Raw genomic sequence first — 22351 nt, forward strand, 5'->3', positions numbered from 1 at the left:
GGACATCATGAAGGATATTCTACTTGTTGACGATGATGAACAATTTCGCGCCCTGTTGTCGACCTTCCTCCAACAATGTGGCTTTCGGGTTCAGGAAGCGAGTGAAGGCAATGAGGCGCTCCGGCTGCACGAGCACCATCGTTTTGATCTCATCATTACCGATTTGATAATGCCAGGCAGAGAAGGACTATCGGCGATCCTCGAACTCCGCCGTAAAGACCGCCAAGTCAAGATTGTTGCGATGTCGGGCGGCGGTCGGGTATCGCCTGATTCTTACCTGCCGGTGGCGAAAAAGTTTGGTGCTCATGAGATTCTGGCAAAGCCCTTCCCTCTTGCTGTACTTCTAGAAACGGTTCACAGAGTTCTAAAATAGCCTGAGCTGCAATCGCGCTGACAAAAGCGCACTATCTTGGAGGGTATTCAGAATATCGCTTTCCGAGATGTCACAGGCAGGCTTGCATGAGTCAATCAAGGTGTGCCCTCGGCGTGAGCGACAGTAAACCTGAATTGAAATTGCCGCCTTAAACTCGACCCGGCAAACTTAATTGATACATTGGAGAACGCCCGTCAATAGAGACACCCGTAAATCGCAGCCGGAAAAGACGAAAATTGGCGACACCAACGAGGAAGCACTTTCGAGTCCGGGATTCGCCAGGTGAACCACAGACATCCCCGGCAAACGCCTTGAAACCGTTTTCGTGACCCGCTTACGCGATCTCGTTGGCGGCTTTAAAGTTGGGCGGGCACTCCCGACAGTGAAACGGCGGATGATTGGCCATTTTTATCTTCCTTAAAGCGTGTTTTGCCAACACCAATGTGAACAAAACGCATCATCCTTGCGCCAAGTCTTTGACGCCTTCAATCAAACGTTCGACTTCATCCATCGTTGTATAGCAAGCGCAACCGGCGCGCACCAAGCCTTCAACGCCTAAACGCTCAACCACGGTCATCGCGTAAAAATCGCCGTGTGAAGTGAACACCCCGCGTTCTACCAAAGCTCTGGTAACCGCTTCGGAGGTGTGACCTTTCAGGGTAAACGAAACCGTCGAAGTGCGCGGCGCATCGGGCGGTAGCCCGTAAACGCGCACACCATTGATTTCCGATAAACCTTCCCACAACCTTCGGGTCAAAGTTTTTTGTCTGAGATGCAGTTCATCGAAAACCACCTGTAACCGTTCGCGGCGCGAATTGCCTTCTGCGAGTGACGCTAAGAAATCAACCGCGGCGGCGGCTCCGGCAATCGATTCGTGGCTTTGAGTTCCGGTTTCAGCATTTTCCGGGGCGTAATCGGGCGCGGGTCTGAGCCTCGGAAAATCGGTTGCCTGCAAAAGCTCTTTGCGCCCGTAAAGGATGCCGATGTGGGGACCATAAAATTTATAAGCCGAACAGGCGAGAAAATCGCAACCGATGTCTTGCACATCAATGCAATGGTGCGCCGCAAAATGCACCGCATCAACGAAACTGAGCGCGCCCGCCTCACGCGCCATTTGCGCAGCGCGACGCACATCATTAATCGTGCCGAGCGCGTTCGAGGCTGCGCCGATAGCCACGAGTCGCGTCTTGTCGTTCAATAAATTTCTCAGTTCATTTAAATCAATCTGGCCGCTTTCGGTGTCGAGTTGCAATTGGCGAATACAAACGCCACGTTCGACTTCAAGTGAGCGCCAGGTATCAATGTTGGCGTGATGATCTAATTCGGTGACGATGATTTCATCGCCGGATTTGAATTTTCTGCCCAAGGCACGCGCCAGATGAAAGGTAAGCGAAGTCATGTTTTGCCCGAAGGCGATTTCATCAGCCGAAGCGTTCAAAAATTCGCCGATGACTTGTCTGGCGTTTGCCAGAATCGCATCGGTTTCGCTGCTCGTCGGATAAGCCCAATGGGTATTGGCATTGTGATGATAAAGATAATCGGTCATGGCAACGACTACGGCGCGCGGAACCTGTGTGCCGCCGGGACCGTCAAAATAGGCGACGGGAAATCCGTTAAACTCGCGTTCAAGCGCGGGAAACTCGGCGCGTATTTCTTCAACGGTTTTGACGCGCTGCGTATCATTTTGCATATAAGTATTCAATCTCCTTGAGGGTCATCAAAAGTTCGCGGGTATTATAAATGTCCGACAGCGAAAGTCGAAAAGAATAACACTTCGCAAGCGACCCCATGACCCTTATGGCGACCTTGCACTATGGTGATAAAGTAGTCTTACTTTGATGAACTGATAGCGAGGCTATATGAGTGTAACGATTTCCGATGAAATTTTAGAATCCGTTGGAATGTCAGATGATGAATTTCAACAGGAGATTGCTGTCTACCTCTACCAACAAAACAAACTGACTATCGGGCAGGCTGGCAAGCTGGCAAAGTTAAATCAATTCCAATTTCAAAAATTGTTAGCGAGCCGCGAGATTTCCATACATTATGAGGTCAGAGATTTTGAAAAAGACCTTGAAACCTTGAAGGAAATAAAATCGCTGGGATTGTTGTAAGCAATACTTCCCCGATTATTAACCTCGCAGTAACGTCATCTCTGAAAATCCTAAATGCTCACCTAAATTCAAACTGCCGCATAGCGGCAGTTTAGTTTATATTTTCCATCTAATGACTAATCGTAATCGCAGCAACATCGAAGCCTTGATTCTCTCTTTGCCTGACCCGCAAACCGCGCGGGTGTTTTTGCAGCGACTCGAAACTGAGCAACCCTTACATGCTGCGAAATGTCGTCGCCATCCTTTATTGCTTTCGCGCTTGCTGACGATTGCCGCCTACAGTCCGTTTTTAGCCGAAAATTTATTGCGTCACGCGGATGACATCGACTGGTTTGAACGCGAAATGCAACGCGGCTTCGGCTTTGTAAAAACCACTGAACAGATGTCGGAAGACCTCAGCCGCTTCCTGACGCGCATGTTCAACGCTGATGAAAAAACTTTGCTGCTCAGATTCCGCAACCGCGAATTTCTGCGCATCTACCTGCGCGATTGTCTGAACCTTGCCACCTTAGCCGAAGTCACCGAAGAGTTATCCAACCTTGCAGACGTGATTTTGCAATACGCTTTGAAAATCGCCATGCAGGAAATCATCAATAAACATGGCGCGCCGCAACTGCGCGATGAACGCGGGCGCATCACGCAGGCGGAATTCGCCATCGTCGCTTTGGGGAAACTCGGCTGCCGCGAACTCAATTATGCCTCCGACATCGATTTGATGTTTCTCTACTGCGGGAGTGGCGAAACCGCAGGCGACGGGCGCAACCCTTATGCTTCAATCAACAACAAGGATTTCTTTATCAAAGTCGCGCAACACGTCATCAAAGCGATCAGCGGACTGACCAGCGAAGGCGCGGTCTATCGCATTGATTTACGACTCAGACCTTACGGGCGCGATGGCGATTTGGTGTGGGAAATCGAACGCGCCGCCGATTATTACCACAACAAAGCCGAAAGCTGGGAACGCCAGATGCTCATACGCGCCAGAGCTACGGCGGGTAGCGAAGCGGTTTTCACGCAGTTTTTTGAACGGGTACGCGACCGGGTTTTCAGCAATGAACCTGCGCCCGATGCGCTAATGGATGTCCGTCGCGCCAAAGAAAAAATTGATCGGCAAATCGCCAAACAGACCGGCGGATTCAACGTCAAGTTAGGCATCGGCGGCATTCGCGAAATCGAATTCATCGCCCAGGGCTTACAACTTCAGCACGGCGGACGCGAACCCTGGGTGCGGGCTGCGCAAACCTTGATCGTGCTGGCGAGACTTGCCGAAAAAGGGTTTCTCAGCGAATCGGAACGCGCGGCGCTCTCATCGGCTTACGCATTTTTCCGAATGGTCGAACATCGTTTACAGATGGAACACGGCGCGCAAACCCACACGCTGCCGCTTGCCGAAGAGCGACTAGAACTTTTAGCCAGACGGTGCGGCTATCAAACGGCGAGCGATATTTTTTCGCCAAAACATGAAGTGCTTTCCGAAACCCACAATGCGGCAATCGCTTTCAGACGTGACACAGAGATGCATGCGGCGAATGTGCGGGCAATTTATCAACGGGTTTTTGCCAACGGCTCATTTGCTGAAAATCAAAAGCTCATTCAAGCAACTGCCAGTGAAGCCGTTTCGCTTGAAAAACCGCCTCGCCATCCGTTCGACGAAGAAAACCTGCGATACATTCATCAAGCCGGAGCGGCGCTCACCCGGCTTATCGCTTCACAGCCGACCGACTGGCAAAATGCGCGCCCGCTTGACGGACAATTTATCGAAAATCTCATCACTCGCGCGCTGCCATCAACTATCAATCCAACGCGCGCTTTGAAAAATCTGATTGCCTGGGCGGAATCTTTTTCAACTTACAATCAAGAACATATTCGCGCCGTGTTAGAAATCATGCAGGGCGATTTGCAAAGCTTTTTTGCGCGGCTCATCACCACTTTTAGCAGCCAATATCTATCGAGCATTCTGGTATCGCGCCCGCAACTCACCGCAGCATTGATGCAATCTGAAACCGAACAAACGGTTGAAAGCTTCACCCAAATTTTTCGTCGGGCACTCAGTTCACTCGAAGACTTGCCGGCAAAAGCCGACCGCTTGCGTCGCCTCTGGCACGAAGCGATTATTCGCATCGGCTACTGCGATTTAGCGAATGTAAAAAGTCTGGAGTCGAAAAAGGATTCAGGATTCAGGATTCAGGATTCAGCAGAAAATAGTCAAGCTGACACAAACTCCATATTGTCAGAAAACTCCTCATCACTCATCACTCATCACTCATCACTCATCAACGGACGACTGCGCGAGAGCAACCGCGAACAGACGGCGCTCGCTGAAGTTTCGCTCAGATTGACGACTGAACTGACGCTTGAAGCGTTTGGCGCGCCACACGATTTGCCGTTTGCAGTGATGGCGCTTGGCAGGCTCGGACACGCCGGCATGGATTATGGTTCCGACCTCGATTTATTGATTGTCTTTGATGATGCAGTTGAGTGGGAAAAATTGAAACTTGAAAATCCAACGTTACAGGGAGTTGGCACGGCGCAGGAATTTTATGCCAAATTTACCGCCGAGTTGTTAAACACTTTGTCAACGATTACCCGCGAAGGCTTTATTTATCGGGTTGATTTGCGACTCAGACCGGAAGGCAAAAACGGACAACTGGCGCAAGGATTCGAGCGATTGCTGGTTTACCTTTCTGAACGCGCCTCGGCATGGGAGCATTCGGCGTATTTAAAAGTTCGCGAAGTCGCGGGCGATTTAAGCTTTGGCGCGCGGGTTCGCGAGGCAATTTGTGAAACCGTTTTCAACGCCGCATCAAAAAACCGAACGCTCAAAGCTGAGCTTTTTGCCATGCGCAAACGGTTGGAAAATGAAAAAGCCAAAAATCAGCAACGTGACATCAAATGGGGCGCAGGCGGCATGACCGATGTTTATTTCATCACGCGCTTTTTGCAACTGCGTGACCGCCTCTATTTTCCTACCGAACAGGGCACTGCCGCGTTGATTCAACACCTCGGTGAGCAGGGCGCGCTTGACAACGATTCAGCGCATCGGCTTTTTGCCGGTTACACCTTCCTCAGACGCATTGACCATTGGATGCGAATTTTACTTGACCGTCCGACTTCCCTGCTGCCGGCTTCGCATCTTGCGATGAATGATTTGTGCAAGGCGTTATCATTAAATTCAATCGAAGAATTCGAGCAGGAATATGCCTGTCATACATCACAGATTCGCCGGATTTTTTTTAACACTTTTCTATAGGCGCACCCGGTTTCATACGTCAAAGACATTGCCACCTTTTCCGGCATTCAATAACGGCACCGCCGCCTGATAAACCTCATCGACCTGCACGCCGGTCATGCAACGATGGTCAATCGGACAATCACGGTGCATGCAGGGTGAGCAATCCACATTCCGGCGCACGACAACGGCGCAGTCATTAAACGGTCGGGTAACGAAATGTTCGGTTGGTCCGAAGATGACAACCGTCGGTGTACCAACTGCCGCCGCAACGTGAGCCACCCCAGTGTCATTGGAAATCGTCAGCCGCGCCATTGCCAGTAACGTTTTGAGTTCGGCAATGGTGGTTTTCCCTACCAAGTTAAGGGCGCGGGTGCGCATATGATTTTCGACCTGCTGCGCCGCTTCACTGTCACCTGCTGCGCCGACAATCACTGTCTGCAACCCGGTTTGTTCAGCAAGCCTGTCGGCGGTTTCAGCGAAGCGTTCAGCGAGCCAACGTTTCGCTCGTGAATTGGTCGCGCCGGGATTCACTACTAAAATTTTTAAATTGCGGATTGCGGAATCCGGTTGCTGGTTTGATTGACTGCTCAACTTTTCAAGTAATGATTTGATGGGTTCGACGCTTGATGGTGTTGCATGCAGGCGCGGCGCGGATTGCGATAAGTCAACGCGACTTGTGCCGCTCATTTTTTTTTCAACTTCGGCTGCAATGTTGAGATAGTAGAAAACCTGATGACGGGTCTGGTGATTTTCTTCAAATGGAATGACGCTGTGAAGCAGCACCCGCCGCGCATCTCGCGCATAGCCTGTAACCTCAGCTATTCCTGCCAACCGCGCCGTCAGTGCTGAAGCGAAAGAATTGGTGAGCAAAATCGCTCTGGCAAATTTTTCCGGCTTCAACTGCTGCGCATCTTTGAACAGTCCCGCAACGCCGCGCCGCTCTTGAACAGCGATGAAGCTGTCGCATAAACCTTCGCCTTCAAACAAACCTGCGACCCAGTTGCGCGCGACAAAGGTGATATGCGAATCAGTGAAAATGCGCCGCAATTCGCGAAGAGCCGGTTGAGCCATCACCGCATCGCCGACCCAGTTCGGCAGGCGAATCATAATTTTTGGGGCGAGTCTGGAGTCTTGAATCTGGTGTCCGGTGTCCGACATTTCAGTATTGGTGTTCAATTGGTATGCTTGGTTTTCAGACAACGTTTTCGTTTTGACTCCAGATTCAGGACTCCAGACTTTATATTTGACTGTAATCGGTGATCACGGATTTATCGCCGAGGGCTGCGCCGTGTGCGACGATTGCCGAGCGTCCGATGTGGCAACCTTTGCCGATGATGGAATCTTTGACGGATGCGCCGTTTTCAACGCGTGTGCCGCCGCGCACCACGGAATTTTCAATGCGGGCTTTTTCGCCAATGTAACAATTGCGGCTGATGAATGAATTGATGATTTGCGCGCCCGCTTTGATGGTACATGATTCATCGACTACCGAAAGCGCATCAATTTCCGCCGCTACGTCGAATTTTTCGCCGCGAATTTTTTCCGGCAAATCCATGATGCGAACTTTACCAGCCATCACATCGAGATTGGCTTGCAAATAACTGGCATTGGTTCCGATGTCGCGCCAGTAGCCGTTATAGATGTAGGCATAGAACGGCTCTTTATTTTCGAGCAATTTGGGAAACACGCCGTACTCGAACATAAACGGTTCGCCTTCGGGAATGTAATCGAGCACACGCGGTTCGAGAATGTAGATGCCGGCGTTGATGGTGTTGCAGGTAATCTCTTCGGGTTTGGGTTTTTCCAGAAAGCGTTGAATGCGTCCGTCTTCGGCGGTTTCCACAAGACCGTAAGCCGAAGGGTTGGCTACGGGGGCGAGCACCAGCGTCGCAAGCGATTCTTTCTCTTTGTGAAATTTGATGACCTCATTCAAATCGATGTCGGTTAAGACATCACCGTTGAAAACCAGGGTTGAATCTTTGATTAAAGCTTCGGCATGGCGATAGGCTCCGGCAGTGCCGAGCGGTGAGGTTTCAACCGTGTAATCGATGCGCAAGCCGAGGTGTGACCCGTCGCCCATCTTGTCTGCGATGCGTTGCGGTTGATAGGAAAGCGACAGGATACAATCGTGAATGCCGGCGCGTTTGAGCAATTCGATTTGATAAAGCAGAAAGGGGCGATTGGCAATCGGCACAATCGGTTTCGGGGTGTGCATGGTCAGCGGGCGCAACCTTGTGCCTTTACCACCTGCGAGAATTAATGATTGCATTCGTGTAATTACTCCTGAATTGGTCTGTCATCCCCAGGGACATTGATGAACTTTTTTGCATTGCTGCACGCGTTATAGTTGTTCAAGTGTACCACCCTGAAGTAAAAACCGACTATACGAAATTGTCTTATAACATTTTCACAACAAACCTTCGCGCCCGCTTTTTTAGCGCCATCGCAAAGAGTAGAATTTCTATTTAAAAGTTCGGAAATTATTATTCATCATCAGGAGCCATGATTATGACCAATGCAGTTATCTTAGCGGGCGCGCGAACGCCCATCGGAAAATTACTCGGACAATTCAAAGAGTTAAGCGCCATTGATTTGGGCGTGGTGGCGGCGCGCGCGGCGCTCGAACGCGCAGGCATTGAAGCCGCCCTCATTGACGAAGTGTTTATGGGCAATGTCGTGCAAGCCGGTAACGGGCAAAACCCGGCGCGGCAGGTCGCTTTGCGTTCAGGGATTCCCGATAAAGTTTCGGCGCTCACCGTCAATATGGTTTGCGGTTCGGGACTGCGCGCCGTGATGCTTGCGGCAAATGCCATTCAAACCGGCGAAATCGAAATCGCGCTGGCGGGCGGCATGGAATCGATGACTGCCGCGCCTTATCTTTTAAAGAATGCCCGGCAAGGTTATCGCATGGGCAATGGCGAACTTGTCGATTCAATGATTGGCGATGGCTTGTGGTGCGCTTTCGATAACTGGCATATGGGCAACACCGGCGAAGTGGTTGCCGAAAAATATCAGGTTTCAAGGCAAGAACAAGATGAGTTCGCGTTGAATTCGCATTGTAAAGCCGTAGCCGCAATGAAAGCCGGACGTTTCGATGAAGAGATTGTTGCCGTTGAAATCCCGCAACGTAAAGGCGAGTCGTTAGTCATTCGCACAGACGAAGGACCCCGCGAAGACACCACCCTTGAAGCCTTATCCAAACTCCGTCCGGCATTCAAAAAAGATGGCACGGTGACCGCTGGCAATGCGCCTGGGGTCAATGACGGCGCGGCGGCGCTGGTGGTTACTTCCGAAGAAGTGGCGAATCGTTTAGGCAAAACGCCGATTGCGCGCATCGTCGCGCAGGCGACCGGCGGCATGGAACCTAAGATGGTGATGATGGCTCCGGTGATTGCCATTCAAAAAACTCTGGAACGCGCCGGTTGGGATTTAGCCGAAGTCGATTTGATTGAACTCAATGAAGCCTTTTCGGTACAGGCGGTCGCCATCACCCGCGAGCTTGGCTTGAACCCTGAGAAGTTGAACGTGAATGGCGGCGCCGTCGCGCTCGGTCATCCGATTGGCGCAAGCGGCGCACGGGTTCTCATCACCCTGCTTCACGAAATGAAACGCCGTGATGTGAGGCGCGGACTCGCGGCGCTCTGTTTAGGTGGCGGCAATGCCGTGGCGATGGCAGTTGAGCGATAGAAATAATTGATTGCCAGGGAGGTTTTATGAGCCGGGTATTGGTCACGATATTTCTCTTTCTAACTGGAATTACTTGTGGCGCATCTGCAATCCGAGCGCAAGAGTACAAATATCAGGATGAGGAATATAAGTATGTCGTAAAAGGCAGAGTCATTGATAAAACCGGCAAGCCGGTAGCCAATGCTTTGATAGTGATATTGCCTCCTCCAATTGAGAACACCTGGGTCTTAGTAGGATGTACGGGGGAAATGTTCGAGACCGATGGAGAGGGAAAGTTCCGAATTGAGGATGCCTCTCAACTTGAAACTGAAGAACGATTGTTGTTTGTCTCATCTCAGGCTTTGGCAGATTCCGGTTTTCACGTCGATAAGGTTTTATTGGGTCCGCCTTATGATTTGGAACTGGCAAAGAAAGATTCCAGATTTTTCGGTCAAAAAATTCTAATCAAGAAAAATGAAGCGGTAGATGTAGGCGATGTTCCTCTACAAATTCGCTACGCTCAGTTTATTCTGAAACTACAAGATCAAACCGGGAATCTCATTCGTAATAAAGACGAATTGAAAAATCTTTGGATACAAACCAGAAACTCGTGGGGCGATATGGTTGGTCAGGGCGGCATTCCCAGAATCAGTATCAGAGAAGAAGGAATTTCGATTGCTATCCCCGAAGGGCTTTGGCAGCTTGAATTCAAGTTGAAAGGGCAAGTTGCAATCGAACCGAAACTAAACGCTCAGTTTTCAGAAAAACCAACCGATTTAATCGTGAGATTGGTTTCTGAGGCGGAATCCAACCCATCAACGGGTTTTGAAATAAAAGATCAGGAAAGAGCGCGTTTAGCTTTACAAAAAATGGGCATTGAGTTCAGCGAACAAGCTTTTTTTGAGCGCATCAGAAGAGACAACCTGAAAGCGGTAGAGTTATTTCTTGCGGCAGGAATGAATCCTAATATCAGAGGTGAGCACAGCGTTACACCTTTGATGGATGCGGTGTTGCAACGTTCCTTTAAAACCGCTCAGGCGTTAATTCAAAAGGGCGCAGACGTAAACGTAAAGACGGATAAAGGCATGACCGCTCTGATGATGGCATCCATTGTCATAGATACTGAGGATATAGTGGAATTCCTGTTGAAAAACGGAGCGGATGTAAATACCAAGGATAGCAAAGGTAAAACTGCATTGATTTATGCCGCAATGAATAATTACTCCGAAGACAAAATCAAACTGCTGCTTGACGCAGGCGCAGACCCAACCATAAAAGACCTTGAAGGTAAAACCGCATTAATGTGGGCGCGTGAAACTAATCAAGATAAAGTCGTTCAATTACTAAAGCAGGCTGAAGCGAATAGGAAGTAAAGTTATTTGTAACCTTAGACGAAGAATAAAGCAGTTGAGCGATAAATTTCTTTCGGGTTTGGATGGTGCGTTGAATTTGAATTGAAGTTCAACCGGCTGAATTTAAAAAGTATTTTTCAATTCAAACAAAAATTTGGCGTAGGCTTGAACCAACGGTCTGCGCCAATTTTTTCAAGGGCAAAAGTCAATGGGTGAAATCACTTTTGAAATTATTTTCATCATTCTGCTGGTTATCGCCAACGGCATCTTTGCGCTTTCGGAGATGGCGATTGTTTCGGCGCGCAAAACCCGTTTGCAACAATGGGCGTCGGAAGGCAACCGCCGGGCAGAAGCGGCGCTCGAACTGGCGGTTTCTCCAGACCGCTTCCTGTCAACCGTGCAGGTTGGCATCACGCTGGTTGGCGTACTGGCGGGCGCTTTTGGCGGCGCAACGATTTCCGAACAGCTTTCCCTGCGCTTGAAAACCATGCCTGCCATCGCTCGTTACAGTGAAGCCATCAGCGTCGCGGTTGTCGTCTTGAGCATTACTTATCTTTCACTGGTTATCGGCGAGTTGGTGCCGAAACGCCTGGCGCTCACCAATCCCGAAAAACTCGCGGCGCTGGTTGCCAAACCGATGCGTTGGCTATCCACCCTCGCTTATCCGATGGTCTACATTCTCGGTATTTCGACGCAAACCGTCTTCAAGTTATTCGGTATCAAACCCTCATCTGAACCTGCGGTTACCGAAGAAGAAATCAAAATCATGATTGAGCAGGGAACCCGGGCAGGCGTTTTTGAAGAAAAAGAACAGGACTTACTGGAAAGCGTGCTGCGACTGGGAGACAAACGCATCCGTTCGCTGATGACCCCGCGACCAGAGGTCATTTGGTTAGATAACCAGGCATCCGAAGAAGAAATTAAAAGAAAGATTATCGCCAGTCCCTATTCGCGGTTTCCGGTTTGTCAGGGCGGTCTGGATAAAATCATTGGCATGGTTAAAGCCAGAGATTTGCTGTTGTCAGACGAAAAGTTCGATTTGATGCGTTATGTAAAACAGCCGCTTTTTGTTCCTGAAAACCGGTCGGCTTTGCAAACTCTCGAAACCTTCAAACATGCGCACACGCATCTGGCTCTGGTTATCGATGAACATGGAAGCATCAAAGGATTAGTCACCACGAACGATATTTTGGAAGCCATTGTCGGCGACATCGCACTGGCTTCGCAACAGGCGAAAACCTATGCCGTTCAGCGCGAAGACGGCGCCTGGTTGTTGGACGGCGCGATTCCCATAGATGAATTCAAAGCGCTTTTCTCTGTGCGAAAAATGCCCGGCGAAGACCGTGGCACTTATCAAACGCTGGCAGGATTTATTATGCTGCATCTCGGACGCATTCCTGCCGTTGCAGATATTTTTGAATGGGATGGGTTGCGCTTTGAAATTTTAGGAATGGATCGAAACCGCGTGAATCAGGTTTTGGTTTCATCTATTCAAACCCGATAAAGACGCCTGTTTCCGGCGAAGCATTGGGTATTGGTCGCAACGCGCAACCAATGAAAGACCAAATATTCCGATTGGATTTCGGTAAAAATTGCCTGAAAGCGATTCATCCGCGAGCAATCTTTCATTCGCTTGAAAAGCCCTGAGGGGTTAGTTAGCATAAATTTCGTCCGGTTGGTCTGCCTCGCTGATTCCGTTTTCATAAATCATCATTGACCTGAATGAATTGAGGAGTACGACGACATGCAAAAAATTTTCACCTTGACCTTACAATCCCTTTTGCTTGCGGCGTTGTTTGCGCCCATCGCATCGGCGGAAAAAGCCCCGAAAAACAGCGCTTTTTTAGACCCAATGGCAGAAGGGCCATTTCCCGTAGGCGTAATGACCACGGTGTTTGTTGATAAGAGCCGCACAGACAATATCACCAAAGCACCGCGCACCCTGGTTACCGAAATCTGGTATCCGGCAACCGATGAGGCGCGCGGCAAACCCAGGAATAAATATTCCGATTTCATTCCGACCACCATCACTCCGGAAATCGAGACGCAACTCAAAAATATGTACCGCATTCCGCTTGCCGCGCTCGACAAAGTGTTCACAGATGAAGCGGTGCGCAATGCCAACATCCGGCAAGGGCGGTTTCCGCTCATCGTCTTTTCGCACGGCAACGGCGGCACCCGCCATCAAAACACTTTCTGGTGCGATTATCTCGCGTCACACGGTTACATCGTGGTTTCGGCAGACCACACAGGCAATGCGCGGATGACCATCATTAACGATAAAGTTATCCCTATGCAAAACAGCGAGCGCATGCAGTCAGCCAAAGACCGTCCGCTGGATGTCAGTTTCCTGCTTACCAAAATGATTGAATGGGATAAAGGCGCGGATAAACGCTTTGCGGGCAAGATTGACACTACCCGCGCGGCGATTTCGGGAATGTCATTCGGGTCGTTCACATCGCACTGGGCAGCGGACGCCGACCCGCGATTTAAAGCCGTCGTGGCGATGAGCGGCGCGCCGCCAACCCATACCAACCTTACCGTGCCGACCTTGAGAATGCTCGGCACAGAAGACCGCACGTTAGGCGTTGCGGGCAATGCCTTGATTCGTCACAACCACGAGATTCACAAGGGTCCGGCGTTTTTGCTTGAACTCAAAAATGGCGGACACTTTTCGTTTACCGATATGTTCAAAATCACCAAGCAATTCGGCGATGGCATCGGTAAAGGCAAACGCCGCGACAGCAATGAGGAGTTTGAATTCCTGCCGATGGATACGACTTACAAAATCATCAACGCCTACAGCATCGCTTTCCTGGGTTATTACCTGAAAGGGCAGAAAGAGTATCAAGCATTTTTGAAAACCAATCATTGGAAAGATGAACTCATCTGGGAAGCGAAGAATTTTTAATGAACAGGTGAGCCAGTGATGAGGTGAAGCGGTGATTGAACTTCTCGCATTACCCGCTCAAGCTGATTGACTCGGCGCGGCTCACCTTACCACTAGAGCAGTTTGCAAAACGATTTACTCAAGTTGAGGAGGCGGTCTTTGACCGCGTTTCCCGTCATACGCGGTCAAAGACCGCTTCCTCAACCGAGGCTGAGTAAACTCAATCGCAAACCGCTCTAATTTATCTCTTTGAGTTTTAAGAGAAGATAATTGCATCGCTTCACCCACTCATCTTTTCACCGCTTCATCTTCCCGCCGCCGTGGTCAACGGGTTGTCGAGAAATTTGAGCAACGCGGCATTGAACGCGCCCGCGCATTCAAATTGCGGCAGATGCCCGCAACCGTCAATCAAGGCTTTTCGGGTGTTGGGAATTTCCTGCGCCAACGCTTCACCGATGGCAAGCGGCGTCACTTCATCTTCGCGTCCCCAGATAATCAGGGTCGGGGCTTTGATTTTTTGCAGATTAGCACTCAGCCGGTCTTCGCCTCGCAAAACCGCTTCGATGAACTGGTCGATGGTGTACCCATCCTTGCGTTTGAGTTGCGCCGCATACAGGTCTTCAACCAAAGTGTCGGTTATCATCTGCTCGTCGTATAACATCCACTTCAGGGTTTCTCTGTAAGCCGCAAGCGACGACACTTTCAATAATGCGAGTTGTTCACGGGTCAGTTCCTCGACGCCTTTAATTTTAGGCCAGTAACCCGCTGCGCCCACGAGCACCAGTTTTTCGACGCGCTCCGGGTGCGCCTCGGCAAAGGCGGCGGCTACCCAACCGCCCAGTGAATTGCCGACGATGGTGGCTTTGTCGATTTTTAGTTTTCTACAGAAGCCGTTGAGAAAATCGACAAGCACCTGCGGGCGATAATTGATCGGCGGTTTATCCGATTGCCCGCAACCAATCTGGTCTATGGCAAACACCTGATATTTGCTCGCCAGCGCCTTAACCGTTGCGCTCCAGATGTGCAGGTCATCGCCGAGTCCATGCAGCAAAATAATCTTTGGTCCTTTCCCGGTTTCGAGATAATTAATTTTCTGCCCGAAGACCTCGACCTGTTTGATGGCGCGAGGAATATTTTTAAGTGGTGATTGTGGTTTTTGATTTGCAGCGATACTACAAACGGCTGAAAAACAGCCGGGAATGATGTGCAGTATCAGCAAATTGATCGTAATAAATAATGATTTGATCTCCATGGTTGCACTCCTTCTATTTTTAGGGCGCGACCAAACGCGCCCATTTTTATTCATCGTTTTTATTTATCGCTTCGCGGCAATGTAATAATTGTTCAAAATATCGTGCGCCAGTTGTTTGACTTCGACATTCTGAAAGCCCGCTTCGCTGAGCAATTCCAAAGCCTTCTCTTCACCCCAGGCTGCGCCCAAACCTTCGCCGCCTGTAGCAAGCGAAACCGTCATACAATGCAGGCAGGAAACCGTGTAGGTGAATGCGCCTACCGGATGGTCGAGATTTTTATGAACGTGACTCGAAGCGCGAATATCCTGCATCAGAAACACCCCGTCTTCGCTTAACGCATCGGCAATCTCTTTTAAAACCTGACGCGGTTTTGCCTGGTCGTGTATGGCATCAAAAGCGGTGATGAGTTGATAGCGATTCGTTTCATTCAACCCGGCAACATCTTTAACCGCAAAGGTCACATTCGTCAGTCCCAACGTTTCGGCTTCGGCGCGCGCGCGGCTGATGCCTTCTTCGGAAAAGTCGTAGCCGGTGAAGCGGCTGTTCGGAAAAGTTTTCGCCATGAAATTGATTGCGCGACCGCTGCCGCAACCGACATCAAGCGCCGCGATGCCTTGCCGGAGTTTTTCAATCACACCCGGCGCGGCGGGCAAGATGGCATCCACGAGGGCTGAGAGCACCGTTTGATTGCTCTCTTCAGCCATCACCGTATGAAAGCGTGGATATGCGGAGTAAGGAACGCCGCCGCCACTATGGAAACATTCGACGATTTGTTGTTCGACGCCGCCCAGCACCGGAATGAATTGCGCAGTGACCGCCAGATTGTTGGGACTTGCGGCGCGGGTTAAAAATGCCGCGTGTTCCGCCGGTAAAAAATAGGTCTGGCGCTCGGCATCATATTCAACGACGCGCCCCGTGACCATCGCCCCCAACCATTCGCGAACGTAGCGTTCATTTAGTTCTGTAGCATCGGCTATTTCTTTGCTGGTTGCGGGCGGCAGGTCAGCGAGTTTATCGAACAAGCCGGTTTGATGACCGATGCTGGTCATCAGCGCCAATGCCGCTTTGTTCAAGGTGTCGAGCATTTGTTCGGCAAAGGCTTCGGCTATTTGCAGATTCATGGTTTGTGTTGCTTGTCGTGACATAAAAATATTCTCCCTTTGAGTTATTTAATATTCGTGGTGTCGGGATTAAGCGATTTGTCAATTTGAGAAACCGCTTAATCCCGGTTCAATGGTTAGGGGTTAGACCTGTAATTAAAATTTCAGGAATCGGGCACCTCGCTCAGGCGACTTTCAACATCGCTTTGATTTCCGGGAACCGGCGACAAAGGTATTCGATATGCCCCTGGTTATGACCGGAAAGCAGAGCGGTTTCCAGCGCATCGAAATTGAGCGCGGCAATAGTCCAGATATATGCGCTTCTGCCAAAAGCGAATTTGCCCTGCGCCGGACTGATGCGTCCGTCTTCAATCAGACGCAGTCCGTTTTTGCGCAAGCGATTGGCGTGTACCTGATATTTTTTGATAGCCCAGGCAGTTGCTTTGTCGAACGTGCCGGTAGGCCATTCCGGCCCTTCATTGATGCCAAACCCGCGTTGATGCGGATTGAGATAGATGAGTAAGGCTTGAACGACCATTACGTCGTCGGGATGGTTGACGGCGGCGCTGCTGCCAACGGCGGCTGAGAGGTTTAAAATTTCCATTGGTGCAATGCCAACCGGCGCGGGGAGTTTATCTATCTTTGCCATTTGTGTGTTTTTTCTCCTTGCAAAATGCGCTCGAAACAGTCAGGGCGCTCGCGCGTCCGTTTAATACACCTGCATCGATGCGATATAATCCCCAAGACACAAGGCTGGTGACTCCTGAGCGGAGTCTGATTGGCCTCGCAAGTGATAACGGATGAGGTGGCGAAAATATCATCAAATCTCGCTCAAATAATTCTCAAATAGTTTTCAAATCCTTATGTCACAGCAGAAAAAACAGTTTTATGATTTTGACGACTTTCGCCTCGATGTCAGTGACCGCCTGTTGTTTCGCAGGGGTGAAATTCTGCCGCTCACGCAAAAAGCTTTTGAAGTTTTATTGGCTTTGGTTGAACGCAAAGGTCAGGTTGTCGAAAAAGAGGAACTCAGAAAACAGGTCTGGGGCGGCAGTTTCGTTGAAGAAGGCAACCTCACACAAAATATTTACACGCTCAGAAAAATTTTAGGGCAAGCTTCGGGGGACGACGAATATATTCAAACCATTCCGCGGCGCGGCTATCGTTTCGCTGCTCCGGTAAGCGAATCTTTCGTTGATGACGATACATTGCCGGAATCTTCATCTGTTGTCATAACCACCCCGGATAATCAGCAAATCGCGAATGCCCTTCAGGCATTACCTGATGCGTCGCTTACTCAACAACCGGTTGACGAAACAACCAATATTTCAGGTGAACCAAATGCCGCGTTAAAAGAACCCGCATCACCTCAAGTTGAAAATATTGCAACTCAGGAAATTGGTAATGAAGCGAAAGCCGCCGCAATAACTTCGCAAGCTGAAAAGTCAGAAACACCTGAACGCCAGCGAAAATTATTTCTCATAGCGGCTTCAGTTATTCTGGTCATCGCTTTAATTGGCATAGGTCTCTGGTTCTATCAAAAAGCTCAGGGAAATCTAAACTCGTCAGTTCGCGAGGAAATGACGGTCACGGCGCTGACCAGCACCGGCAACATTCAATGCACGGCGATTTCGCCTGATGGAAAATATGTGGCAACGGCAATCGCCGATAAGCCTCATCAAGGTAGTTTGTGGCTGACGCAACTTTCAACCAACACACAACAGCAAATCATCGCGCCAACTGAGGCGCGTTTTTTTGCCGTGTCATTTTCGCGTAGTGGCGATTACCTCTATTACGTCCTCATCGAACCGCATACCCGCGTGCTCTACCGCATTCCGCTGGTGGGCGGCACGGCGAATAAATTAATCGAAGGCGTCGATAGCGCGGTGGCTTTCTCACCCGATGGCAACCGGATGGTATTTCGCCGCGTTTTGAATGCGCGGCGCGAAACTGCACTGTTCACTGCCAACCTGGATGGCAGCGATGAGCAGGAATTAGCCGCTATCAAGATGCCCGAAACTTTCGCAGACCCGGCGTGGTCGCCCGATGGCAAACTGATTGCCTGTGGCGCAGGGCGCACCGAAGCCGGGGTGAATATGTATGTCATCGTCATCAATGTCGCGGATAAATCGGTCAAACAATTTTCCGCAACCCGCTGGAATTGGATAGGGCAGATGGGCTGGCTGACGGATGGCAGCGGGCTATTGATGGTCGCCGGTGAAAGCGCCGTCGCGCCTTATCAACTCTGGCGGCTTGCCTACCCGACAGGCGAAGCGCGGCGCATCACCAACGATGCCAATTACTATAATCGTTTGAGCCTGTCAGCGGACGGGCAGGTTTGTGTGGCGATGCAAAGGCGACAGGCGACAAACCTGTGGCTTGCGTCTGCGGATAATTTAAATCTTGGTAAACCGGTAAAGTTTGGAACCGGCGGCTATCGTGGCGATTTGTCGTGGACGCCGGATGGCAAACTGGTTTTTGATTCCGACGCGGGTAATGCGACAAGCATTTCAGTAATGAACAGCGATGGCAGCGACACGCGACAACTGACCGGCGAATTAACCGGCAGGGCTTATTTCGGACAGGCGACGGTTTCGCCTGATGGTCGTTACATTGTTTACGCTTCCGATATGGCAGGCGCGTTACACCTCTGGCGTATGAACCGTGATGGTAGCAACCCGTTGCAGCTCACAAATGGCGAAGGCGAAGAAAACCCTGATGTTTCGCCCGATGGCGAGTGGGTGATTTATACGAAACGGGAAACCCGGGAATCAAAAAAACCGACGACCTGGAAAGTTTCAATTGATGGCGGCGAACCGCAACCGTTGATTGAATCATTCACCGCATACCCGGCGGTTTCGCCCGACGGCAAATTGATCGCGTGTATTTATGCGGAAAACTATAGCGACCCCGGAAGGATTGCGCTTTTCCCTATTGCAGGCGGCGAGCCGATTAAAATTTTTCCAACGCCGGTGTTGCTCACACGTTTGCGCTGGACGCCTGATGGACGCGGCATCGCATATTCGGAAAATCCCCTCGGCACAGCAAAAATCCTGATGCAATTTTTGGATAAAGAGCCGCCCGAAAAATTGCTTGAATTTGAGAACGACCGAATCTTTGGTTTTGCGTGGTCACGCGACGGCAAGGCACTCGCCTGCGTGCGCGGCATCTGGGCAGGCAACGTCGTGTTGATTAAAAATTTCAAGACCGATTGATTTGGGTTTAATTAATCGCCGCTTGCTGATTCGGGTTTTTATGAAAAATCAAGTTTATCTTCTTAACTCAACTCTTCGAGGTATCGGCTGAGATAAAGCCTACCTTCGTAACCAACTAAACCAAGTCGCATACGATCAAGAAAACCCTGTCTGCCGAGAACATCACGGTTATAATCGTCATCAGCAGCAAAGCAGACGCCAATATCAAATTCATAGTCAAGCAATTTCAGAGTCACATAATGACGATAGGCAAGAAAATCACCGGTAGCTGTAATAATACGAATGGGTTCTCCCTGTTCAATAGTTAATCCCAACGCTTCACCATGCCGTCGTGCAAAATACAATCGCTTGAACCGGTATCAAGTTTGGCGGAAAACTCTGTTTTATGATTGGTGATTTGTAACGAAACGGTCAGCGAGATTCCCGGTTTGCCAGCATCATATTCAACCAGGTTTGCAAAGTTCAAAGTGAAAGGCATCACCAACCTCCCATCGAACCGACATAATCTATGGGCGGAAGAAAATCAACAAAAGCATTTTTCACACCCGCATCTCGCGCAAATGTTGCAGCTTCTGCATAGGTTTTACCGACGCCAAGCAGAACATCGCCATCAAGCGCCACATACATTCCCCCGTATTCTTCCCGATGGGACTTTAACCACTCCAACCGTTTTTGCCGTTTGCATTGAGAAGTTTCTGCTAACAGATTTTGCGAGGCTTCCTGCTCGACCTGTCTCAAAAGATAATTTGCCAAATGGGTTTTCTGTTGTGGCGTCAAAGCTGACAGTTGTTGTTTCAGCGCATCCAAATTTTCAGTGGTCATCTGATTGACTCCTTAACTCCGCATTATAAACCCAAATCTAAAGCCATATCATTTTTTCTCTACTTTGTCGGGTGCGATGTAGTTGGTAATGATGAGGTCTTCGTAAGTGGGATAGCGACCGGCATCGAAATCTTTTATAAAGACCGGCATTGATTCAAGCAGAGTCACGGTCAAGCCATTGCCTACGGCGCTTGCCGGATGTTGATACAGCATCAGAAAAACCGCGCGAATGAACAGGCTTTTTTCACTGAGCGGCAATTTGCGAACATTGCCCACGAATGCCGTAAACGCCGTGCCGTCGAACAGGTATTGCTCGACATTCGAGGTATAAAACGCCGTCACCGTAAAATTATTTTTACGCAAATAATCGCCAACCGCAGCAATGGCTTTCTTGCCGCCGAAATCGCCGACGACCGGAATGATCAGATTTTTGCGATGCAGGTCGCGCACAAATTCAAAATCATCCACAGTCGCCAAAAAATTTCCCTGCCTGCCGTGCATATCGGTGGCTTCGAGAATTTCTCTCAACGTCGGGAAGTTCATGCCCCACGAACTATCCATGCGATAGGAGATGCTCAATCCTTCGTCGCGAAAACTTTTATAGACATACGCAAGGCTGCGCTGGTCGTCCGGCGTTAGCGGAAATTGAAAATCCGCTTCAATGGTTTTGCGAATCAAGGCGAAATTTGCGTCATAGGTTTTATCATCTGCCGCAAGCCGACTGATGAAATTGAGTATCTCGGTTATCGGCGCATCGGCTGCGGGAATTTTTTCTTTCGGCAGCGGTCGGCTAAGCAATCGCGATAAAAATTCCAAACGATTATTCGCAAGATGAAAGACCGCTTTGTACATCAAGTGTTGAATAATCGCCTGGCGACGAATATCGACAATGAACGCGATGCGCGGGCGAATTTTAGCGATGTAAGTGAAGTTCTGTTCGGGTCCGACGCCAATATACGCGCCGCCACTCGCGCCAAGTTGCCGGAGTTTATCCGTGACATAGAGATAGGACATTTCATTCGAGGTGAAATTGTCGGAGCGAAAATAGCCGCCGGGTTCCGAACATTCGCGAATGAGCCGCGAGAATTCCGCCGCCGGTAAACTGTCGATTTGGGTTGTGGTCGATGCAGGCGCAGGCGTTGGTGTAGAGGTTGGTGTAACGGTTTGCGAAAAACCGCTTATTGCAAAAAAGAGCAATAAACCTGCGGCGATTTGCAGATTCCGCAATCGTCGCCAGAGCAAGCGTTGATGATGTAAACCGTGAATAACACCACGCAGATTGAAACGACTCTGCGCGGATAAACCGAAATCATATTTTTTATTCATCATCAATTGCCTTGCTTTGAAGAATCTCTTGCTCAAGTCGAGGTCTCAATTTCCCTGAGGTTTGCTTATTCAAGAACCCACGCGCTATCGCAGGCGGCGCAAACTCTCCCCTTCTCCCTGTCTCCCCTTCTCCCCTTCTCCCCTTCTCCCCTTCTCCCTGTCTCCCTGTCTCCCCTTCTCCCCTGCTTCCGGTCTCAACTACCGTCCGCGCCAACAAGCGGCGCGTTTTTCCAGAAATGCGCCCATGCCTTCCTGCGCGTCTTCAGCCATCGCGTTCATGCTCATCACCTCTTTGGTATAGGCATAGGCTTTTTGCTGGTCTAAATCAATCTGCGCGTAAAACGCCTGTTTGCCGATGCCTAAAGTCAAGGGGCTGGCTTCGGCAATTTCACGAGCCAACTTGAAAGTCGCTTCGCGCAAATTTTCAACGGGCACCACGCGATTGACCAGTCCCCAATCGGCAGCCGTGCGCGCATCAATCGCTTTGCCGGTCATCAACATCTCTAAAGCCCGTTTGCGTCCGATGGCGCGGGTCAATGCCACCATCGGCGTACTGCAAAACAGCCCGATGCGCACGCCTGGCGTAGCGAATTTCGCCGTTTCACTTGCAACCACCAAATCGCAGGTCGCCACCAACTGACACCCTGCGGCGGTCGCCATCGCCTGGACTTCGGCAATCACCGGCTGCGGAATGCTTTGCAGGGTTTCCATCATCTCAACGCAGGCATCGAAAATTTCACGGTATTCATTAATCGCGCGCCCCATCATCTCTTTCAAATCATGACCGGCGGAAAACGCCGCGCCTGCGCCGGCGATAATTACGGCGCGAACCTCGCTGGAGCGACCCATCTCTTTTAAACAAGCGGTCAACTCGCGCATTAAAGCGAGCGATAAAGAGTTGCGTTTTTCGGGACGATTGAGGGTGATGCGCGCGATAGCGTCTTGGGTTTCAACCAGCAGGTTTTCGTATGGCATAACATTCTCCTTCACAGGCGGCGCAGTACCGCC

Annotated in this window: 19 protein-coding genes; 8 read left to right on the plus strand and 11 right to left on the minus strand. The window is 50.2% G+C overall.

The annotated features are described in order from the left end of the window. Positions 1–7: 7 nt before the first annotated feature. Complete coding sequence (locus AB1757_13615; GenBank protein MEW6128072.1) at positions 8–373, plus strand: response regulator; 366 nt, start codon at positions 8–10, stop codon at positions 371–373. Positions 374–830: 457 nt separating this feature from the next. On the opposite strand, the gene AB1757_13620 is transcribed toward AB1757_13615, so the two are convergent. Next, positions 831–2063: a cysteine desulfurase-like protein gene (locus AB1757_13620; protein MEW6128073.1), complete on the minus strand. Its 1233-nt coding sequence runs from the start codon at positions 2061–2063 to the stop codon at positions 831–833. A 169-nt stretch (positions 2064–2232) separates the two neighbouring features. Here AB1757_13620 and AB1757_13625 point away from each other — a divergent pair, with 169 nt between their 5' ends. Together AB1757_13625 and AB1757_13630 are read left to right on the plus strand one after the other, a co-directional pair. Beyond that, positions 2233–2487, plus strand: a complete 255-nt coding sequence (locus AB1757_13625; protein ID MEW6128074.1) for a UPF0175 family protein — start codon at positions 2233–2235, stop codon at positions 2485–2487. Between the two features lie 112 nt (positions 2488–2599). Continuing rightward, positions 2600–5737 carry a hypothetical protein gene (locus tag AB1757_13630; GenBank protein ID MEW6128075.1) on the plus strand — a complete coding sequence of 1046 codons (3138 nt, stop codon included), beginning with the start codon at positions 2600–2602 and terminating at the stop codon, positions 5735–5737. Between the two features lie 12 nt (positions 5738–5749). Here AB1757_13630 and waaF read toward each other — a convergent pair whose 3' ends face one another. Then, positions 5750–6919: a lipopolysaccharide heptosyltransferase II gene (gene waaF, locus AB1757_13635; protein MEW6128076.1), complete on the minus strand. Its 1170-nt coding sequence runs from the start codon at positions 6917–6919 to the stop codon at positions 5750–5752. A 37-nt stretch (positions 6920–6956) separates the two neighbouring features. Further along, a complete protein-coding gene (locus tag AB1757_13640; protein MEW6128077.1) occupies positions 6957–7988 on the minus strand; it encodes an NDP-sugar synthase in 1032 nt (343 codons plus the stop codon). A 239-nt stretch (positions 7989–8227) separates the two neighbouring features. On the opposite strand from AB1757_13640, the gene AB1757_13645 reads away from it, so the two are divergent. From AB1757_13645 to AB1757_13660, 4 genes are all read left to right on the plus strand, one after another. Next, positions 8228–9406, plus strand: a complete 1179-nt coding sequence (locus AB1757_13645) for an acetyl-CoA C-acetyltransferase (GenBank protein MEW6128078.1) — start codon at positions 8228–8230, stop codon at positions 9404–9406. Positions 9407–9432: 26 nt separating this feature from the next. Next, positions 9433–10758 carry an ankyrin repeat domain-containing protein gene (locus tag AB1757_13650; GenBank protein ID MEW6128079.1) on the plus strand — a complete coding sequence of 442 codons (1326 nt, stop codon included), beginning with the start codon at positions 9433–9435 and terminating at the stop codon, positions 10756–10758. A gap of 187 nt (positions 10759–10945) precedes the next feature. Continuing rightward, entirely contained in the window at positions 10946–12241 is a 1296-nt protein-coding gene (locus AB1757_13655; protein ID MEW6128080.1) for a hemolysin family protein, read from the plus strand. Between the two features lie 240 nt (positions 12242–12481). After that, entirely contained in the window at positions 12482–13648 is a 1167-nt protein-coding gene (locus tag AB1757_13660; protein MEW6128081.1) for a hypothetical protein, read from the plus strand. Positions 13649–13931: 283 nt separating this feature from the next. Here the strand turns inward: AB1757_13660 and AB1757_13665 are convergent, their stop codons facing one another. The 3 genes from AB1757_13665 to AB1757_13675 all read right to left on the minus strand — a co-directional run bounded on the left by AB1757_13665 (position 13932) and on the right by AB1757_13675 (position 16629). Next, a complete protein-coding gene (locus AB1757_13665) occupies positions 13932–14879 on the minus strand; it encodes an alpha/beta fold hydrolase (GenBank protein ID MEW6128082.1) in 948 nt (315 codons plus the stop codon). 63 nt (positions 14880–14942) lie between these two features. Continuing rightward, positions 14943–16025 (minus strand): class I SAM-dependent methyltransferase, encoded by a 1083-nt coding sequence (locus AB1757_13670; GenBank protein ID MEW6128083.1) that lies wholly within the window; start codon positions 16023–16025, stop codon positions 14943–14945. A 139-nt stretch (positions 16026–16164) separates the two neighbouring features. Further along, positions 16165–16629 carry a peptidoglycan-binding domain-containing protein gene (locus tag AB1757_13675; protein ID MEW6128084.1) on the minus strand — a complete coding sequence of 155 codons (465 nt, stop codon included), beginning with the start codon at positions 16627–16629 and terminating at the stop codon, positions 16165–16167. Positions 16630–16843: 214 nt separating this feature from the next. Between AB1757_13675 and AB1757_13680 the strand changes: the two genes are divergently transcribed. Continuing rightward, positions 16844–19195, plus strand: coding sequence for a winged helix-turn-helix domain-containing protein (locus AB1757_13680; protein MEW6128085.1), 2352 nt, complete (start codon positions 16844–16846; stop codon positions 19193–19195). Positions 19196–19257: 62 nt separating this feature from the next. On the opposite strand, the gene AB1757_13685 is transcribed toward AB1757_13680, so the two are convergent. From AB1757_13685 to AB1757_13705, 5 genes are all read right to left on the minus strand, one after another. After that, the gene (locus AB1757_13685) at positions 19258–19509 is read right to left on the minus strand and encodes a hypothetical protein (protein ID MEW6128086.1); all 252 of its coding nucleotides are present in this window, start codon (positions 19507–19509) and stop codon (positions 19258–19260) included. Further along, positions 19500–19673, minus strand: coding sequence for a hypothetical protein (locus tag AB1757_13690; GenBank protein MEW6128087.1), 174 nt, complete (start codon positions 19671–19673; stop codon positions 19500–19502). The genes AB1757_13685 and AB1757_13690 overlap by 10 nt, the downstream gene beginning before the upstream one ends. After that, a complete protein-coding gene (locus AB1757_13695) occupies positions 19673–20017 on the minus strand; it encodes a hypothetical protein (GenBank protein MEW6128088.1) in 345 nt (114 codons plus the stop codon). The genes AB1757_13690 and AB1757_13695 overlap by 1 nt, the downstream gene beginning before the upstream one ends. Before the next feature lie 48 nt (positions 20018–20065). After that, positions 20066–21346 (minus strand): hypothetical protein, encoded by a 1281-nt coding sequence (locus AB1757_13700; protein ID MEW6128089.1) that lies wholly within the window; start codon positions 21344–21346, stop codon positions 20066–20068. Between the two features lie 195 nt (positions 21347–21541). Further along, positions 21542–22318, minus strand: a complete 777-nt coding sequence (locus AB1757_13705) for an enoyl-CoA hydratase (protein MEW6128090.1) — start codon at positions 22316–22318, stop codon at positions 21542–21544. Positions 22319–22351 lie beyond the last annotated feature (33 nt).

It is taken from the genome of Acidobacteriota bacterium, assembly GCA_040754075.1.
In the GTDB taxonomy this organism is placed as follows: domain Bacteria; phylum Acidobacteriota; class Blastocatellia; order UBA7656; family UBA7656; genus JBFMDH01.

What these genes read in the sequence shown, in the direction of transcription:
- AB1757_13665 (MEW6128082.1), bottom strand. Translation starts at nt 14,879, where the DNA reads ATGGAGATCAAATCATTATTTATTACGATCAATTTGCTGATACTGCAC.
- AB1757_13700 (MEW6128089.1), bottom strand. Translation starts at nt 21,346, where the DNA reads ATGATGAATAAAAAATATGATTTCGGTTTATCCGCGCAGAGTCGTTTC.
- AB1757_13650 (MEW6128079.1), top strand. Translation starts at nt 9,433, where the DNA reads ATGAGCCGGGTATTGGTCACGATATTTCTCTTTCTAACTGGAATTACT.
- AB1757_13630 (MEW6128075.1), top strand. Translation starts at nt 2,600, where the DNA reads ATGACTAATCGTAATCGCAGCAACATCGAAGCCTTGATTCTCTCTTTG.
- AB1757_13680 (MEW6128085.1), top strand. Translation starts at nt 16,844, where the DNA reads ATGTCACAGCAGAAAAAACAGTTTTATGATTTTGACGACTTTCGCCTC.
- AB1757_13625 (MEW6128074.1), top strand. Translation starts at nt 2,233, where the DNA reads ATGAGTGTAACGATTTCCGATGAAATTTTAGAATCCGTTGGAATGTCA.
- AB1757_13620 (MEW6128073.1), bottom strand. Translation starts at nt 2,063, where the DNA reads ATGCAAAATGATACGCAGCGCGTCAAAACCGTTGAAGAAATACGCGCC.
- AB1757_13695 (MEW6128088.1), bottom strand. Translation starts at nt 20,017, where the DNA reads ATGACCACTGAAAATTTGGATGCGCTGAAACAACAACTGTCAGCTTTG.
- AB1757_13705 (MEW6128090.1), bottom strand. Translation starts at nt 22,318, where the DNA reads ATGCCATACGAAAACCTGCTGGTTGAAACCCAAGACGCTATCGCGCGC.
- AB1757_13675 (MEW6128084.1), bottom strand. Translation starts at nt 16,629, where the DNA reads ATGGCAAAGATAGATAAACTCCCCGCGCCGGTTGGCATTGCACCAATG.
- AB1757_13670 (MEW6128083.1), bottom strand. Translation starts at nt 16,025, where the DNA reads ATGTCACGACAAGCAACACAAACCATGAATCTGCAAATAGCCGAAGCC.
- AB1757_13690 (MEW6128087.1), bottom strand. Translation starts at nt 19,673, where the DNA reads ATGCCTTTCACTTTGAACTTTGCAAACCTGGTTGAATATGATGCTGGC.
- AB1757_13655 (MEW6128080.1), top strand. Translation starts at nt 10,946, where the DNA reads ATGGGTGAAATCACTTTTGAAATTATTTTCATCATTCTGCTGGTTATC.
- AB1757_13660 (MEW6128081.1), top strand. Translation starts at nt 12,482, where the DNA reads ATGCAAAAAATTTTCACCTTGACCTTACAATCCCTTTTGCTTGCGGCG.
- AB1757_13640 (MEW6128077.1), bottom strand. Translation starts at nt 7,988, where the DNA reads ATGCAATCATTAATTCTCGCAGGTGGTAAAGGCACAAGGTTGCGCCCG.
- AB1757_13615 (MEW6128072.1), top strand. Translation starts at nt 8, where the DNA reads ATGAAGGATATTCTACTTGTTGACGATGATGAACAATTTCGCGCCCTG.
- AB1757_13645 (MEW6128078.1), top strand. Translation starts at nt 8,228, where the DNA reads ATGACCAATGCAGTTATCTTAGCGGGCGCGCGAACGCCCATCGGAAAA.